Source organism: Planctomycetota bacterium (assembly GCA_035384565.1).
In the GTDB taxonomy this organism is placed as follows: Bacteria; Planctomycetota; PUPC01; order DSUN01; family DSUN01; genus DAOOIT01.
On sequence record DAOOIT010000012.1, the window covers coordinates 42538 to 59049 of the forward strand.

At 66.8% G+C, this 16512-nt stretch carries 13 protein-coding genes; 8 read left to right on the top strand and 5 right to left on the bottom strand.

Features of this window, described 5'->3' with window-relative positions:
• Positions 1 to 3 precede the first annotated feature (3 nt).
• Positions 4 to 1548 carry an arylsulfatase gene (locus PLE19_06455; GenBank protein HPD14569.1) on the top strand — a complete coding sequence of 515 codons (1545 nt, stop codon included), beginning with the start codon at positions 4 to 6 and terminating at the stop codon, positions 1546 to 1548.
• Positions 1549 to 1556: 8 nt separating this feature from the next.
• Here the strand turns inward: PLE19_06455 and PLE19_06460 are convergent, their stop codons facing one another.
• The 5 genes from PLE19_06460 to uvrA form a co-directional block, all read right to left on the bottom strand.
• Positions 1557 to 2798 carry an ABC transporter permease gene (locus PLE19_06460; protein HPD14570.1) on the bottom strand — a complete coding sequence of 414 codons (1242 nt, stop codon included), beginning with the start codon at positions 2796 to 2798 and terminating at the stop codon, positions 1557 to 1559.
• Between the two features lie 96 nt (positions 2799 to 2894).
• The gene (locus PLE19_06465; GenBank protein ID HPD14571.1) at positions 2895 to 3572 is read right to left on the bottom strand and encodes an ABC transporter ATP-binding protein; all 678 of its coding nucleotides are present in this window, start codon (positions 3570 to 3572) and stop codon (positions 2895 to 2897) included.
• A 4-nt stretch (positions 3573 to 3576) separates the two neighbouring features.
• Positions 3577 to 5676: an efflux RND transporter periplasmic adaptor subunit gene (locus PLE19_06470; protein ID HPD14572.1), complete on the bottom strand. Its 2100-nt coding sequence runs from the start codon at positions 5674 to 5676 to the stop codon at positions 3577 to 3579.
• The gene (locus PLE19_06475) at positions 5660 to 7282 is read right to left on the bottom strand and encodes a TolC family protein (GenBank protein HPD14573.1); all 1623 of its coding nucleotides are present in this window, start codon (positions 7280 to 7282) and stop codon (positions 5660 to 5662) included. The genes PLE19_06470 and PLE19_06475 overlap by 17 nt, the downstream gene beginning before the upstream one ends.
• A gap of 166 nt (positions 7283 to 7448) precedes the next feature.
• Positions 7449 to 10307 (bottom strand): excinuclease ABC subunit UvrA, encoded by a 2859-nt coding sequence (gene uvrA / locus PLE19_06480; protein HPD14574.1) that lies wholly within the window; start codon positions 10305 to 10307, stop codon positions 7449 to 7451.
• Positions 10308 to 10427: 120 nt separating this feature from the next.
• On the opposite strand from uvrA, the gene PLE19_06485 reads away from it, so the two are divergent.
• The 7 genes from PLE19_06485 (at position 10428) to PLE19_06515 (ending at position 15737) form a co-directional block, all read left to right on the top strand.
• Positions 10428 to 10820, top strand: a complete 393-nt coding sequence (locus PLE19_06485) for a bifunctional nuclease family protein (protein ID HPD14575.1) — start codon at positions 10428 to 10430, stop codon at positions 10818 to 10820.
• Between the two features lie 166 nt (positions 10821 to 10986).
• Positions 10987 to 11193 (top strand): hypothetical protein, encoded by a 207-nt coding sequence (locus PLE19_06490; protein HPD14576.1) that lies wholly within the window; start codon positions 10987 to 10989, stop codon positions 11191 to 11193.
• A gap of 1081 nt (positions 11194 to 12274) precedes the next feature.
• A complete protein-coding gene (locus PLE19_06495) occupies positions 12275 to 13336 on the top strand; it encodes a hypothetical protein (protein ID HPD14577.1) in 1062 nt (353 codons plus the stop codon).
• A 174-nt stretch (positions 13337 to 13510) separates the two neighbouring features.
• A complete protein-coding gene (locus tag PLE19_06500) occupies positions 13511 to 13636 on the top strand; it encodes a hypothetical protein (GenBank protein ID HPD14578.1) in 126 nt (41 codons plus the stop codon).
• Positions 13629 to 13847, top strand: coding sequence for a hypothetical protein (locus PLE19_06505; protein HPD14579.1), 219 nt, complete (start codon positions 13629 to 13631; stop codon positions 13845 to 13847). The genes PLE19_06500 and PLE19_06505 overlap by 8 nt, the downstream gene beginning before the upstream one ends.
• Positions 13844 to 15337, top strand: coding sequence for an AAA family ATPase (locus PLE19_06510; protein ID HPD14580.1), 1494 nt, complete (start codon positions 13844 to 13846; stop codon positions 15335 to 15337). Before PLE19_06505 ends, PLE19_06510 begins: the two co-directional genes overlap by 4 nt.
• Positions 15338 to 15539: 202 nt before the next feature.
• On the top strand, positions 15540 to 15737 hold the full coding sequence (locus tag PLE19_06515; GenBank protein ID HPD14581.1) for a hypothetical protein: 198 nt from the start codon (positions 15540 to 15542) through the stop codon (positions 15735 to 15737).
• The last annotated feature ends 775 nt before the right edge of the window (positions 15738 to 16512 follow it).

Consider the following 16512-nt stretch of genomic DNA (forward strand, 5'->3'; position numbering starts at 1 on the left):
GGGATGGGCAAACCGAAGCCGCTCAGCCGCCGCACGGCACTTCAGGTGGGACTGGGCGGCATTGCCATGCCCGCCATCGGAGCCGATGGCACCAAAGCCATACGAAAGAGCCCGAACATCCTGTTCCTGATGACCGACCAGCACCGGGGCGATTGCATCGGGGCCGATGGCAACAGGGTCATCCGCACGCCGAACCTCGACCGCATCGCGCACGAGGGTGTGCTCTTCCGCTGCGCCTATACCTCGACGCCCTCGTGCACGCCGGCCCGCGCGGGACTGCTGACCGGGCTTTCGCCCTGGCATCACGGGATGCTCGGCTATGGTGCCGTGGCCGACGCCTATCGCAACGAGAAGCCGAAGATGCTCCGCGAGGCGGGCTACCAGACCCTAGGCATCGGCAAGATGCACTGGTCCCCGCAACGCAACCTCCACGGCTTCCATAGGACCATGCTCGACGAATCGGGGCGCGTGGAGTCGAAGGACTTCGTGAGCGACTGCCGAGCGTGGTTTCGCCAGGAGGCACCCGACCTCGACCCCGACGCGACTGGGATCGGCTGGAACGACTATGCCGCGAAGCCCTATGCACTCGACGAACGCCTCCACCCGACCCGCTGGACGGGCGACAGGGCGGTCGAGTTCCTTCAGTCCCACAAGGGGGATGAGCCGTTCTTCCTCAAGGTCTCCTTCGCCCGTCCCCACAGCCCCTACGACCCGCCCGAGCGGTTCTGGAAGCTCTACGAGGGCGCTAACCTGCCGAACGCCGTGGTGGGCAAGTGGGCGGAGCGGCATGCGATGCGTGGGGCGAAGCTCCCCGCCGATACCTGGCGCGGCGACCTGGGCGCGGAGCAGGTCCGCCGCTCGCGCCAGGGCTACTACGGCTCTGTGAGCTTCATTGACGAGCAGATAGGCCGCATCCTGGATGCGTTGGAGAAGCGCGGCTGGCTGGAGGACACGCTCATCCTGTTCACCAGCGACCACGGCGACATGACGGGCGACCACCACCTCTGGCGCAAGACATACGCATACGAAGCTTCGGCCCGCATCCCCATGCTCATCCGCTGGGGCAGCAACTTCCTCGACGCGAAACGCGGGCAAGTGCTGCACCAGCCGGTCGAGCTGCGCGATGTGTTGCCCACATTCCTCGACACCGCGGGCGTCGAGGCCGACCCCAAGCGCTTCGATGGACGTTCGATGCTCGACCTCGTTCGGGGCAAGACGCAGGGCTGGCGCGAGTGGATTGACCTGGAGCACGACGTCTGCTACGCCTCCGAGAACCACTGGAACGCCCTCACCGACGGCCGCTGGAAGTACATCTTCCACGCCATGCACGGCGAGCAGCAGCTCTTCGACCTGGCGGCCGACCCAGGCGAGCTGAACGACCTGGCCTCCGACCCCGCACATGCCGCCACGCTGCGCCTCTGGCGCGAGCGGCTGATCGAGCACCTGGGCGAGCGGGGCGCGCCGTTTCTCGCAAATGGCGATCTTGCCCTGCGACCTCGCGGCCTGCTCTACAGCCCGAACTACCCGCGGAAGCAGGGGAAGCCCTGACGCCCCGCTCACTCGTGACGCAGGGCCTCGATGGGGTCCATGACAGCGGCGCGATAGGCAGGGTAGATGCCGAAGACCAGGCCAATTGCAACCGAGATGGAGAAGGCGAGAGTGGATGCGCCCACCGTCACAATGGTCAGCATGCCGGCGAATCGCGTGACGAGGTAGGGGATCACCACGCCGAGGGCCACGCCGAGCAGGCCGCCCGTGGAGGAGAGGAGGGTGGTCTCGGCCATGAACTGGGTGATGATGTCTCGACGCCTGGCGCCCAAGGCGCGCCGGATGCCGATTTCGCGCGTCCGCTCGGTCACAGTGGCGAGCATGATGTTCATGATCCCGATGCCGCCCACGAGCAACGAAATGGCGGCGATGGAGCCGAGCACGATGCTGAAGATACGCTTCGTGGCCTTGGCCCGCTCCATGAGGTCGAGGGGGACGACGACCTCGTAATCCTTCTTCGCGTGTGCGTGAGCCAGGAGGCGCTCCACCGCCTTGGCCGCGGGCATCACATCGTCCAGGCGCGGCGCCCGGACGTAGATGGTGTGTAGCTGAATGGTGGTTGCCTCGAAGCTGCCGCTCCGGCGATGGAAGATGGTGTCGCCGTACCGCGACTGCGCCGTGGTCATGGGGATGTAGACTTCCATTCCGGCCCCTGCGGCCTTGTTGGAGGAGCTGGGGGCGGTCACTGTGGACGCCCGGAGGATGCCGACGACCTCATAGGAGTCGGTGCTTGCCCGCACGGTCTGGCCTATCGGGTCCTCCAGCGGGAACAGCTCGCGCGCCACCGGCTCGTTGAGCACGCAAACAGCGCTCTGGCGGTGCATGTCGAGCGTCGAGATGAACCGGCCACGCAGCAGGGTGCGATTGGCCACCTCGCGGAACCATGGCACGGTGCCCACCAGGTTGCCATCCACGCGCCGCTTCCAACTCCGGATGTGCTTGGGAATATTCCGGGCGGGCACGACGACCTCAACGTTGGGCACCGTGGACTGGATGCGCTCGGCGTCCACATAGGTCAACCCGTAGCGAAGCGAGCGGGTCTGCTGTGCGCTCATGCTCGTTTCCTCGGGCGGCTTGACGCTGTGGACGATGATGTTGTTGCTGCCGAGCTGGCGAATCTGTTCCTGGGCTTCGAAGCTTGCGCCCTCGCCGATGGCGAGCATGGCGATCACGGAACAAACGCCGAAGATGATGCCCAAGGCAGTGAGAGCCGAGCGCAGCTTGTGGAGCCACAGGCTCTTCAAGCCCATCCGAATCGTGCGTCGAACCCTGAAACCCAGCATGCGGCACCTGAGTACGCAGCGATGGCGACGCGGGGACGCAAGGCTCACGGCCCCGCGCTGCCCCTATGCGGAGTCATCCACGATGAGGCCATCTCTGAAGCGCACCGTGCGGTGCGCCCGTGTGGCGATGGCAGGGTCGTGGGTGACCATGATAATCGTCTTACCCTGGCCATTGAGCTGGTCAAGCAGAGCCAGGATCTCCTTGCCCGTGGCTGTGTCGAGGTTGCCGGTCGGCTCATCGGCCAGGATGATCAGCGGGTCATTCGACATGGCGCGGGCGATGGCAACACGCTGCTGCTGTCCGCCCGAGAGTTCGGAGGGGCGGTGGTGGAGGCGGTCGCCCAGGCCCACCAGCTCGGCCAGCGCCTCGGAGCGCCGACGGCACTCGCGCGCCGACCAGCCTTGATAGTAGAGCGGCACCTCGATGTTCTCCAGCACGGAGAGCTGTTGGATGAGGTTGTAGGACTGGAAGATGAAGCCCAGGCGCCGACATCGCACATCGGAGAGCTCAGCGTCGCTCAGCCTGGCCACATCCTCGCCGCCGAGGAAGTAGGAGCCGGCAGTCGGCGTGTCCAGGCACCCGAGGATGTTGAGGAAGGTGGACTTCCCCGAGCCGGAGGGTCCCATGATGGCCAGGTAGGCCCCCTCCTCGATGGCAAGAGAGACCCCGCGGAGGGCGGGCACGAGCACCGGCCCCATCCTGTAGGTCTTCACCAGCCCGCAGACCTCGGCAATCGCCATTCGACTATCCCGTGCCCCCCGGCTTGGCTGAATCGTGGGATTCTGAAGAGGCCCTCGGGCGCTTGCGGTCCGTGCGTGGGGGCTTGCCGCCGGGTCCCTCGGGGCGCCGATCCCCCGAATCGCGCGGCCCGGGGTCGCGCCCAGGGGGGGGCACAGGCGGCGCGTCACCGTTCAACTCGTCTTCCTTCTTGGTTGCTTCCTCCTCCTCCTTGGACGGGGCCGTCTGCGGGGCCTCGAGGAGCACGAGCTCGCCTGCGGCAAGCCCAGCGGCAATCTCCACCGTCTGGTCATTGGACTCGCCGGTCACCACGTCGCGTGGCTCCTCGGAACCGTCGCTCCTGAGAACGTATACGATGGTTCTGCCGCGCCGCGCGCCTACGGCCTGCACGGGCACCTGGAGCACGTTCTTGAGGGTCTTGACGTCGATCTCGACATTGGCCGACATGCCCGGCTTCAGCCCCGTCAGGTCGCCCTCGATGCTTACCTGGGTGTCATACTCCTTGAGGTCCGGGTTGATCCAGGACGAGGAGGTGTTGGGCAGGATAGCCACCTTAAGGACCTTGCCCGTGAACCGCCGGTTCGGGAACGCATCCACCGTGATCCGCGCGTTCTGGTCACGCTTGACTTTGTCCACCACGGTCTCATGAACGCGAATGTTGACGGCGAGCGACGTGAGATCGGGCATCTTGATGATCTCCTGCTGCTCCCGAACGGTCGCTCCCGTCTCAATCGGGGTGCCCGACCAGTGACGCCCCGAGCCCGAGGTCGCGTAGACGACCAGGCCGGGTTTCGTCGCGCGCATCGTGCAATTCTCGAGCTGAGTCCGCAGCTTCTCGAGGCGGTCCTTCTGGAGGAGGTACTTGGACTCGGACGACTTGACCTCGGCCTCGTAGCCGGCGAGGGCGCTGCGTGCGCGGGCCTTGATGCGCTCCAACTCGCGCTGGGTCTCGCGGTAGCCGGAGAGGAGTTTCTCGGCCTCCTTGGGCAGATCGTAGCGCAGGTAGAGTTCCCGCGCGGTGAGAGCCTGGTCAAGGGCAATGCGCGCGCGCATCAAGGCGAGCTGCTCGGCCTCGAGTTGCTGCGAGCTCTTGATTCCGAGGTGCCGCAGCCGTGCGTAGCTGGCCACTTTGTCGGCTGCCCGCTTGAACTCCTCGAAGGCCAGCCCGATGTCGGCCTCGAACTTGCGCGTCTTCTGGAGGGCTGTCCCGCCGAGGAGCTCGTCCAGGCTCTCGGCCTGGGCAGCCGCTCCCGCAATGGCCGAGCGGCCGCCCTCCGCCGCCTCCTTCCGGGCGGACTTCCCCTGAGCGTCCTGTTTGCCTCGAGGCCCCGCGTCACCGCTCTCCGAGGCGGGCTCCTTGAGGGCCTTCTCCACTTCGACGAGCGAACGGGCGACTTCCGCCTCCACGGCCCGGCGGTCGTTGATGGCGTCGGTGCACAGGCGGGCGGCCAAGGCGGCCAAGTCTCCACGCCCTTCGAGGGCGTCTTCAGCAAGCTTCTGGCCCACATAGGCTTGGAGATCCATCTTCCCGAAGCGTACGTCAAGTTCCCCTTGCTTGATCTTGCTTTCCCCTGCGCTCTTCTCGATGTCGTAAGACTCCTTGGCCTGCTTGTACGTGGCCTCGGCGGTGGCGAAGGTGACTTCCTGTTGGCTCAGCTTCTCCCGGATATCCTTGGAGTCCAGCTCGACCAGGATCTTGCCCTGCTTCACGTCCTCTTCGGTGATGATCGTGCCTTCGGGGACAAGGTTGATGATGGTGTTCATCCCCTCCACCCTGGACTTGATGATCTCAGACTGGAGGGAGTCAATGCTCCCAGTGTCGCGGATGACAATGGGCAAGTCGGCGCGCTGCACGGTGTAGGTGGCTCGTGTGGCCGTGGGGGCCGCTGTGCGCGAGCGCCACAGCCGGGGAGCCCCCAGGGCTCCCGCCGCAACAACGGCGGGGACCAACAGCCACGGCCACCAGCGCCGTCGGGGAAGCGAAATGGGCGAGCGGGCCGCGTGGGCCGGTGCTCCGGCCTCACGGGCGGGGCTCAAGAGGCCGGCCAAGCCCACGGCCTCGTCGTCGCTGCTGAGAATGGAATTGGCCCTACTGTTGGTTGACATCGGTCACTTCCTGCCAGACGCCGTTCTCGTCCACGCGCAACAGCTCCGTGTCGCGCCAGAGTGCGAGGCGGGCGAGGATATGGTCCACCAAAGCCCTGGTCAGGGCATTCTGAGCATTCACAAGGGCCTCGTTGGCATCGAGAAGGTCGCGGGCGATTGCCTCTCCGATGCGGAAGAGCTCTCGGGCGGCCTGCTCGCGGCGTTGAGCGAGGGCCACGCTATCGCGCTCGATGCGATAGGTGGCACTGGTCTCCTGAAGGGTGCGCGACGCCTCGCGCACCTCCAGCTTGATCCTCTCGCGCAGGTCGTCGGCACTGCGGCGGGCTCGGTCGAGCCCTATGAGCGCGCTTCGGTACACATTCCGCTCTTCCAGGCGCTGGAGCGGGAGGCCAACGGTGACCCCCGCGCTGTACGTGCCGCGGTGCGGCTCCAGCTTGAGGGCATTCGTCGGCGGGTCGGACGGGATGCTGGCGCTTACCTTGAGGTCCACGTCCGGGGCCAGGCCGTTCCGGGCGATCTCGACGGCCCGCTCGGCATCACCGACCCGGTCCATGGCCGTCAGGAGGTCGAGCCGCCGCTCGAGTGCGATGGCCGAGGCGGCATCGGGCGAGAGCGTGATCTCGCGCAACCCGGCCTCACGGAGGCGATCACCCTCGACGGGGTCGAGTTCCACGATTGCGTCGGCTGGGAGGCCAAGGAAGACTTTGAACTGGTCGATCTGCTCGCGGTACTGTCGCAAGGCCCGCACCCAGCTCGCCCGGGCGCGCAACTCGTCCTGACGGATCTGGTCCACCTGGAGGGCCTCCACGAGGCCCTCCAGCTTCTCCGCCTCACGATCGGTCCGCGACTGGCGAATGCGCTTGTAGTTGCTCCACTGGTTCATCACCGTATCGCGCTGTTGAAGGACGCGGTAGTACCGGCTGGTGACATCCACGCAGAAGCTCTTGCGGTAGTGGGCGAACGTGCGGAGAGCGTACACCACGTCGCGCTCGGCCTGCGTGAGGCCCTCTTTGGCCACCAGACTTCCGTAGTTGCGCCACAGGGGCTGGAGGAACTCCAGTCCCAGCAAGGATGTGGCTGTGGTGCGCGGGTCGCCCGTCGAGAAGCGGACGAGGTCGGTAGCCAGACTGGCCGTCAATCGGCCCCCCATGTCCAGGAGGCGGCTGAAGGTGAAGGCAGACCCGAACTCCCCCCACTTGCTGTTCGGTGTGCGGGTGGCGCCGGCGCTCAACCTGCCCGTCCACTGCGGGTCCCATCGGAAGCGCTCGCGCGTCAGTGCCAGGACGACCAGGTAGAGGTCCTCCTCGCGTGTCTGATACTCTCGGCTGTGGCGGGCCGCCAGCTCGAGGGCCTCGCGCAGTGTGAGGCGGTGAGCGCCTTCCAGGGGAGGGAGGCCATTGCCCCTTTCGGCAGCTTCCGTATCGTCCTGAGGCGCGGGAAGCTCGCCAGGTTCCTTCGGACGTGGCGGGGTGAATCGCTCGAGTTCCTCCTGGCCAACCCGTTCGATGCTCACGGTGGCCGGCGTGCCGGGCACGGCGTCGCGCCGTTGCTCGACAATCTGTGAGACCTCGTGGTCTGCCTTCTCCGCCGCATCCTCGCGGAGCACCCTCCGCCGGCACCCAGGGGCGCAGCCGGGCATGAGAAGGCTGAGAGCGAGAAACGCATGAAATGCTCGGTGCGAGAAGGGCATCCTCGGTCTCGGAAGCAGTCGTGGCCACCAGGCGCAGCTACCCTGCGACAATACCCTAACTTAGCACGATCGCCCCGAATGTTCAACCAGAAAGGCGTGATTTTTCGGCCAGCGCGGGGCAGCGCCCCGAGCGACCAAGGCAGCGGACGAGGGCCTGGCCTGTGTACGAGTGCGGGGTGCCGGCTACGGCCTCCGGGGGGCCCTCCGCGACGACATGGCCGCCGGCGTCGCCGCCCTCCGGGCCCAGGTCAATCACCCAGTCTGCACACTTGATCACGTCGAGGTTGTGCTCGATGACCAGCACCGTGTTCCCGCGGTCGGCCAGAGTCGCGAGGACTTGGAGGAGGCGGGAGATGTCGGCGAAGTGCAGGCCCGTCGTTGGCTCGTCCAGGATGTAGAGCGTGTTGCCCGTTGAGACCCTGGCGAGCTCGGTGGAGAGCTTCACGCGCTGAGCCTCTCCGCCTGAGAGGGTAGTGCTGGCTTGCCCGAGGGCGACATAACCAAGGCCAACGGCGCACAGGGTATCGAGAATGCGCTTGACCCGGGGGAAAGCGTCGAAGAGGGCCAGGGCCTCCTCGACCTGGAGGTCCAGGACGTCGGCGATGGACTTGCCCTTGTAGCGGATGTCAAGCGTTTCGCGGTTGTAGCGCCGCCCCTTGCAGGTCTCGCAGGTGACGTAGAGGTCGGGCAGGAAATGCATCTCGATGCGCTTGGTGCCCTGGCCCTCACAGGAGTCGCAGCGGCCGCCTCGCACGTTGAAGCTGAAGCGGCCCGCCGTGTAGCCGCGGACTCTGGACTCCTTCAGCCCGGCGAAGATGCGGCGAATATCGTCGAAAACGCCCGTGTAGGTTCCCGGGTTGGAGCGGGGCGTGCGGCCGATCGGGGACTGGTCAATGACGATGACCTTGTCAATCTGCTCGATGCCCGTGATGCCCTTGTGCTTGCCCGGCTTGGCCCGGCTGGCGTGGAAGTGGCGCATCAGTGCCCGGTAGAGCACGTCGTTGACAAGGGTGCTCTTGCCGGACCCGCTCACCCCCGTGACGCACACGATGCCGCCGAGAGGGATGGCGACGTCGATCCCCTTCAGGTTATTAGCGGCCGCTTTGCGAACCACCAAGGCGCGGGCCTTCGACACGGGGCGCCGCCTCCGAGGCGTCTCAATGGCGAGGCGTCCCGAGAGGTACTGGCCCGTCAGCGAGGCCGGGGCAGCCAGGATCTGGTCGAGAGTGCCCTGGGCCACCACGTTCCCGCCGTGGACGCCGGCTCCAGGCCCGAGGTCAATGATGTGGTCGGCGCTGCGGATGGTAAGTTCGTCGTGCTCGACCACGATCACAGAGTTGCCGAGTTCCTGAAGCCGCCGCAAGCTGGCGATGAGGCGGGCAGCGTCGCGCTGGTGGAGGCCGATCGTCGGTTCGTCGAGAACGTAGCACACGCCGACCAGGCCCGACCCCACTTGGGTGGCGAGGCGGATTCTTTGCGCCTCGCCGCCTGAGAGGCTGCTGCTCGCCCGGTCGAGGGTCAGGTAGCCGATCCCCACGTCCATCATGAATTGCAGGCGCTGGACAGCCTCGTGCAGAATCGGCTGGGCGATTGCCGCCTTTTCGGGTGGCAGGGCGAGCGCCTGGAGGAAGTCGCGCGCATCCGCAATGGGCAACGCCACGACCTCCTGGATGTGGCGGCCGCCTACCTGGACGGCGCGGGCCTCGGGGCGCAGGCGCGCGCCCTGGCACTCGCGGCAGGGCAACTCACCCATGTAGCCCATCAGGCGCGACTTGAGCGAGTCGCTCTCGGTCTTGCGGAAGCGTTCGTGCAGGTCGGGGATCACTCCGCGGAAGTGATGGGCGTTGTCGGCCCCCCCCTCGGGCTCGCCGCCGTGAAGCAAGGCACGCTGCACCGTGGCGGGCAGCTTGTCGTAGGGAGTGGTCATGCCGACACCGAAGTCCCGGCAGAAGCGCTCGAGGGCGCGGTTGTACCAGGACGACATGGCTTCGCCGCGTCGCCAGGGGTGGATGGCGCCTTGGGCCAGGCTCAACGACTTGTCGGGGACGATGAGGTCGGGGTCGAACTCCAGGCACGTGCCGAGACCTCCGCACGCCGGACAGGCGCCGTAAGGGCTATTGAATGAGAAGAGCCTGGGGGTCAATTCCTCGAGGCTGACCCCGCAATCGGGGCAGCCGTAGTGGCGGCTGTAGAGGGTGTCTTCCCAGCGATTCCCCGAGGCTCGCGCGATCACAACCAGCCCGTCGGCCAGGTGGAGAGCGGTCTCGACGGAGTCGTGGAGCCGTGACCGGTGCTGAGGGTCAACCACCAGCCTGTCCACGACGGCATCGATCGAGTGAGGCTTGCGCTTGTCGAGGTGGGGCACTCCTTCCAGCGGGTAGACCTCGCCGTCCACCCTCACGCGCACCAGACCCTCGCGGCCTATGCGGTCGATCAGCTCCTTGTGCTCGCCCTTGCGGCCGCGTGCCATCGGGGCAAGGACCATGAAGCGCAGGCCCGCCGGCAGGGCGAGAACCGCCTCGACGATCTGCTCCGGCGACTGTTGGCGGATGGCCCGGCCGCACAGGGGGCAATGTGGCTCGCCCACGCGGGCGTAGAGGAGGCGGAGGTAGTCGTAGACCTCCGTGGTCGTTCCCACCGTCGAGCGCGGATTGCCGATCCCGGTGTGCTGCTCGATCGAGATCGTCGGGGGCAGGCCGTCCACGGACTCGACGTTCGCCTTCGGCATCTGCTCCAGGAACTGCCGCGCGTAGGCGGAGAGGCTCTCGATGTACCGCCTCTGGCCCTCGGCGAAAACGGTGTCGAAGGCGAGGGAACTCTTGCCGGAGCCGCTGAGGCCGGTGATCACGACCAGCCGGTCGCGCGGAATGGCAATATCGAAGCCCCGCAGGTTGTGTTCTGCGGCGCCTTTGATGACGATGCAGTTGCCGGTGTCTGGCACTTGGCAGCCTTCCTTCACCTCGGACGGTAGCGCGCGGCGCGGGAGGAGTCAAGTTGACTTTCGCGCGCGGGGAACGTACAATCCAGAAGGAGCATCAGTATAACCGAGATTGGGGCGAGCATGATTCAGTGCGAACTCGTCAAGATCATGATCACTGAGACGGCGGACCCGCAGGTGATCGTGCTGAAAGAGGTGGACGGCGAGCGCGCCTTCCCGATCCTGATTGGGATCTCGGAGGCGATTGCCATAGACCGCAAGATCAAAGGCTACGAGCCGGCGCGTCCGCTCACGCACGATCTTCTGGCCAGCGTGATGACGCGCCTGGGGGCCTCGCTGGACCGCATCGAGGTCTGCGGGTTGCGCGACAACACGTTTTTCGCGAAACTGATCGTCTCCAGGGATGGCGAGACGATCGAGATCGACTCGCGGCCCAGCGACGCGATCGCCTTGGCCGTGCGGCTGGAGGCGCCCATCTTCGTCGCTGAGGAAGTGATTGACGAAGTGTGCCAGTAGGCTCTTCCCTGGGCGGGCGCGCAGAGCGAGGCGGGTTGGCCGAGTGGTCGAAGGCGACGGTTTTGAAAACCGTTGCGAAGCTCCCCATGCACAAGACGCAAGCCAAGATGTGCCCGTAGGTTGTGGCGGCAGTGGCGTGTGCGCCGCCCCTGGCCTGACAGCAGATTTGCAGCGGTCCGCGAAGAAATGCCCCCCCGATCTGGCCGAGGTCAAGGGCGCGTGGCGCAACCTGTCGGCCACGGCACGGGCGGCGATCCTTGAGGTCGTGCGCCTGGATGTGAACGCCCGACGCGCTGCCGACGCGGGGATCGCCCGCAAGGCGTGGCGGCGTGTGCGGTGCGGGCGGCGGCTGGCGGGGAGGGCGGCGCTGTGAACGCTCCCCACGCCGATGCCTGCCTGCCCCCACACACGCCACACGATGCCCCTGCGTGGCCTACAGGCGACGCGGGGGCGGGTGCGCGACATTCCCTGCCTTGCCCCACGAGGACGGCCCCCACGCCCACGGCGGGGCTGCGCTTCCGCCTGCGGGCGCTGCGGGAGCGCTGCAAGGATTGTGTGGGCGGGCCGCAACTGGCGTCGCGCTGTGACGATGCCCGCTGCCCCTTGCACGACTACCGCACGGGGCACCGGCCACGGGGCCGCAAGGCGAAGCGGACGCCCCTCAAGGCGCTGCGGGCTTACTGCCTCTGGTGCTGCAAGGCGCAGCCGGGCGAAGTCCGCCTGTGCCCGGCCACGGGCTGCGCGCTCTGGCCGTGGCGGCGGGGGCGGTCCCGAACGGGTGAGGGTGCGCGGGGCAGTCGCCCGTGACGGCCCCTTGCCGCGCGAAATGGCCAGCGCTGCAAGCAGTTCCAGAAGCCGCGCGATGCGATTGACCCATCAGCCTTGCCGGTGCATGAGTGTGCGGATTGAGGGGAAGACGCGGACACAACGGAAAAAGTCGGATCGCGATTGGTGGTGCCTGTTATATGCCCTTCCGCTGCGGGAAGAAACCTCGGGGTATAGCGCAACGATACACCGCTTGTGGGGAGGGGGAAAGAGGGAGGGGGCATGGGCCATGATCCATGCTATGGCGTAGAGGGGCGTCAACGCCTCGAAGCCGGGAGGGGTAGTTGGGCGGGGGGCTGCGTCTGCGGGACTTTGCGGAGCGCGTGGGATGGCGCTAGGAATCCCACGCGGCTTGTCAAGGGGTCGGGACGCGCGCGGCAGTCGCGCTGGACAATTGGAGCTTGGCGCGCCACAATGGGCTAGCCCGCGCGATCTCGCGGGCCGGGGCTAGGGTCGCTCCCGAACGCGGATACCCTTGCCGCTGCCCCGGCCCGGTCCTCCCAAGGGCGCAAGGAAGGGGTTGCGATGCCGGCGCCAGACCTTGAACGCCTGAAGTGGGCTTGCCGAGTGGCTTGCCCGGGAAGGCTGGGTTACGCGCTGCATCAAGCGCATGGTTGAGGGAGGTGGCAATGATCCCCTACCGATGCGAGTGTGGCAAGGTGTACCCCTTGGCGGACGAGCATGCCGGCGCACAAGTGACTTGCCCGGTATGCAACCGGGTAGGGACAATCGCACTTGCCGATGGTCAGGTGTCGCAAGGCGACAGAGCGAGAAGCTCGGACGATCTTGACCGGCTGACGATAACGACAGATGCGGGGAAACTGGCGTTCCGACTGCTCATGGCTCATCGGTTCATTGTCGGGGCTGTAAAACGGTACGCCTCTTTGGTGACGACGGACGCGACTGAACCTAACGTGCCTCTCAGCACCGACGTTCGGGGGAGGGAGGGCGACGAGATAATCGCACGGGAAATCGAGGCAATCTTAGGTCGTGACCTCGTCAAGCGGCTCCTGGTTACCATCGAGTCCGTTCCGCCTTTCGTTCCAGGTCAGGAAGTAGTAAGCGCGGATGAGTCGGCGGCCAGCGCCATCTTCGCAGCACAGTGTCGGCTCGAAGAAGCTGCAAGACCTATCCTGCCCAAGGTGTTTACTGACGATCCGCTTGGTGATGGTCTATTCAAGAGGGACAGGTGGATCTGGCCCAGGTTGCCGCTGGCCCAGCGTGGGATGCCCTGGCAGCTCTACTGGCAGCGCATGGGGTCCACCCCCAATGCCATATGCTCCAAGCTCCGGCACGTGATGAACGTCGAGGAACACTCCCTGAATCGAGAATACGAGCAAAGCCCCAAGGGCGGGCTCTCCAAGAAACCGCGCCGGCGCAGGCGCGCAAGCGAAGCCGCCAGCAAACTGACGGTCAGGCAGCTTGAGGCAGTGCAGATTGTCGGCGAGTGCAAGGGGAACTTCACGGAAGCCGCGCGGCGCATGGGTCTCAAGGACCCCAAGAGCGTTCGGGAGCTTTACGAAAAAGGGGTGCGGAAGGCAGGGGTTGCGGCGGTCTTGAAGCCCAAGATGATACGTGAGGCGCAGGACAGGCGGGGGCAGTCGTTGATTGCTGACAAGGACGAGGGCGAAGGTGTGAAGACGCTGGGGCCGGCGGCGAGGGGGACGGTGCTGAAGGACCGGCGCTGGTAGGGGTGCCGGGGGTTCGGTTCGGGGTAGGTTACGCATTTCTGCGCTTTTTTTCCTTCCTCCCAAGACGTGATTCTCCAATCACTTGCGGCTGACACCGGGGGTATCCAGTCCTTACGCTACCCCCTTTTCTCGGAAGAGGTCGAGGGGAGAGAGACCTTTTCTGAGGAGACGGCCATGAGCCGCAAGGTGACGAAGGCTGAGGAACGGGCCTTCCGCGAGTTGGCCCGCGTGGCGCGGAAGCTGCGGCGCGCGCAGGAACGCGCACAGAAGGCAGAGAAGGGAGGGCGCGACAATGCTTGAGCGAACAACGGGCTGTGAGTTGGCGACGGTTCGGGAAGCGGCAGAGCTGCTGCGGATTCACCCGCGCAGCGTGTGGCGGCTGAGTGCGCTGGCCGAGGCGGGCACGGGGGGTTTTCCCCGGCCCGTGCGGCTGGCGGCGAAAACCGTCCGCTGGCGCGTGGCGGACATTCAACGGTACCTCGACGGCCTGGCCGGGGAGGGGAAGCGATGAGCCACAACGGGACTCCCCCCTACGACGCGGATGCGGAACAGGCGGTGATCGGGTCGTTGCTGATTGACAACGACACGTTTGAGGATGTGGCGCGGCTCGTGGGGGCGGGCGATTTCTACCTCAACGGCAACCGGCGCATCTTCGAGGCGGCGGCCGCAGAGATCGCGGCGGGTCGGTCGGCGGACGCCGTGACGATGACGGCGGCGCTTGAGGCGTCGGGCCAGCTTGAAGCCATAGGTGGCGCGGATGCGCTGGTCGAGTTGCTTGAGAAGGTGCCCACTGCGGCGAATGCGGAGCACTACGCGCGGATCGTGGCTGACCGCGCGCGACGGCGGCGGATCATCGAGGCGGCTGAGCGCGCCGCACAGCGGGCCGCCGACTTGACGGCAGACGATGCCGAGATCGCGACGGCGCTTGAGGCCGTGGCCGCTGCGGGCAACGGGGCTTGGCGCGGCGGAGCCGAGGCGGTGCTGGTGAAGATGGCGGACGTGGCCCCCGAGCCGGTGCGCTGGGTGTGGCCGTGGCGGGTGCCCCTGGGCAAGCTGACGCTGTTCGCCGGCGATCCTGGCCTGGGCAAGAGCCTGCTGAGCCTCGACATTGCGGCACGAGTGACTCGAGGTGCCCACTGGCCCGGCCCCGACGCGGCGGGCGAACCCGCGCCCCTGGGCAACGTGATCCTGCTGTCGGCAGAAGACGACAAGGCCGACACTATCCGGCCCCGGCTCGATGCGGCGGGGGCCGACGTGGAGCGGATCGTGGTGCTGGACTCGGTTCGGGAGCGTGGCGGGGAACGGGGCTTCACCCTGGCGGACCTTCCCATCCTGAGCCGGGCAATCGAGGACACGGGGGGCGTCAACCTTGTGGTGATTGATCCCCTGAGCGCCTACCTGGGCGGCGTGGACAGCCACAGGAACGCCGAAGTGCGAAGCCTGCTCGGGCCGTTGAAGGCCCTGGCCGAAGCGCGGGGCGTGGCTGTGGCGGCTGTGACGCATCTCTGCAAAGGCGGCGGGCAGTCGGCGCTCTACCGCGCGATGGGGAGTCTTGGGTTCGTGGCCGCGGCCCGCGCCTACTGGGTGCTGTCGCGCGACGGCGACGATCCCAAGCGGGTGCTGATGCTGCCGGGGAAGCAGAACCTTGCGCCCGACGTGGGGGGCCTGGCCTTCCGCGTCGAGGACTCCCCGGACTCCCCTGGCGTGCCCGTGCTGGCGTGGGAGTCGAGCGCCGTCACAGTGCCCGTTGACGAGGTGCTCGCGTCATGCGTCCCGGCGGACCGCGAGACGCGCCGGGAGCGCGACGAGGCCGCCGACTGGCTCCGGGGCTTCCTGGCGGGTGGGCCGGTGCCAAAGGCTGAGGTCGTGGCCGCTGCAAAGTCGAACCGCCACGCCTGGCATACCGTGCGGCGGGCCGCCGACAGCATCGGCGTGGAACACCCGCGCGACGGTTTCGGGCGTGGGTCCAAGGTGCTGTGGAAGCTGCCCGATGGCGCATAGTTGCCCAGAAAGCCCATACATGCCCACGCCTGAGAGTGGACAAGTATGGGGGAAGTGGGCAAGTATCAGGCTGGGCGTGGAATCCAAGCGTCAAGGGTTCGGGCGGGGTCCGACGCACGGGGCCGCAAAGAATCGGACTTGACAAGCGAATGGAAGTATGGTAACATAGATTAGCATGAACACCAGACAAGTGAAACCCACGATGGCTGAGTTGCTTCGGGAGGCCCTGGAGGGCCGCACGGAATCGCTGCGGGCAATCGAGCGGGCCACGGGGGTGAAACACCCTGCGATGGTCAACTTCCTGTCGAGGAAGCGCTCGTTTCACCTGGACAGCGCGGACAAGCTGGCCGCCTACTTTGGGATCGAGGTGAAGCGGCCGCGGAAACGGCGAAAGGGGTAACGCATGGCGTCCATCTTCAAGCGCGGGGGGCGCAAGGCCCCCAAGGGTGCCCCGTGGGTGATCGCCTACTATGACGAGCACGGGGTACGGCGCACGGAAACAACGTGCGCCGACAAGGAAGCCGCGGAGCAGATCGCCCGCAAGCGGGAAACCGACGTGGCGTTGCGGCGGGCCGGCCTGGGCGATCCGCGCGAACGGCAATGGGCGGCGGCAGAGGGCCGGCTGCTGAGTGACCATCTGGCCGACTACCAGAAGGCCCTTGAAGCAGCGGGCCGCACGGCGCAGCATTCCCGTCTGACAAAGGCGCGGGTGACTCGCCTGCTCGACATGACGGGGGCCACGCGCATCAGCAGCCTGTTGCCGGCGGCGTTCCAAGCCGCCGTGGGGAAGCTGATTGAGGGCGGGCTATCGAAGCAGAGCGCCACGCACTACGTCCGGGCCGTCAAAGCCTTCTCGGCGTGGCTCTGGCGGGAGGGCCGCTGCCGTGACGACCGGCTCAAACCGCTGCAAGGCTACAACGCCGCCGAGGACCGCCGCCACGAGCGCGCCCCCCTGAGTGACGACGAGATCGGAAGGGTTGTGCGGGCCGCCCTTGAAGGCCCCACCATCGAGGGGGTAGCGGGCGACGTGCGGGCAATGGCCTATGTTGTGGCGAGCGTGACGGGGTTGCGGGCGAATGAGCTGCGCTCTTTGACTCCGCAGTCGTTCAGGCTCGACGCCGAGCCGCCCGCCGTGGTCGTGGCGGCCCGCAGCAGCAAGCGGCGACGCCTCGACC

Bases quoted from the DNA above. Each gene is read 5' to 3' on its own strand.
- PLE19_06500 (HPD14578.1), top strand. From the start codon at position 13,511: ATGAGCCGCAAGGTGACGAAGGCTGAGGAACGGGCCTTCCGCGAGTTG.
- PLE19_06515 (HPD14581.1), top strand. From the start codon at position 15,540: ATGGCTGAGTTGCTTCGGGAGGCCCTGGAGGGCCGCACGGAATCGCTG.
- PLE19_06510 (HPD14580.1), top strand. From the start codon at position 13,844: ATGAGCCACAACGGGACTCCCCCCTACGACGCGGATGCGGAACAGGCG.
- PLE19_06455 (HPD14569.1), top strand. From the start codon at position 4: ATGGGCAAACCGAAGCCGCTCAGCCGCCGCACGGCACTTCAGGTGGGA.
- PLE19_06465 (HPD14571.1), bottom strand. From the start codon at position 3,572: ATGGCGATTGCCGAGGTCTGCGGGCTGGTGAAGACCTACAGGATGGGG.
- PLE19_06470 (HPD14572.1), bottom strand. From the start codon at position 5,676: ATGTCAACCAACAGTAGGGCCAATTCCATTCTCAGCAGCGACGACGAG.
- PLE19_06495 (HPD14577.1), top strand. From the start codon at position 12,275: ATGATCCCCTACCGATGCGAGTGTGGCAAGGTGTACCCCTTGGCGGAC.
- PLE19_06505 (HPD14579.1), top strand. From the start codon at position 13,629: ATGCTTGAGCGAACAACGGGCTGTGAGTTGGCGACGGTTCGGGAAGCG.
- PLE19_06460 (HPD14570.1), bottom strand. From the start codon at position 2,798: ATGGGCTTGAAGAGCCTGTGGCTCCACAAGCTGCGCTCGGCTCTCACT.
- PLE19_06485 (HPD14575.1), top strand. From the start codon at position 10,428: ATGATTCAGTGCGAACTCGTCAAGATCATGATCACTGAGACGGCGGAC.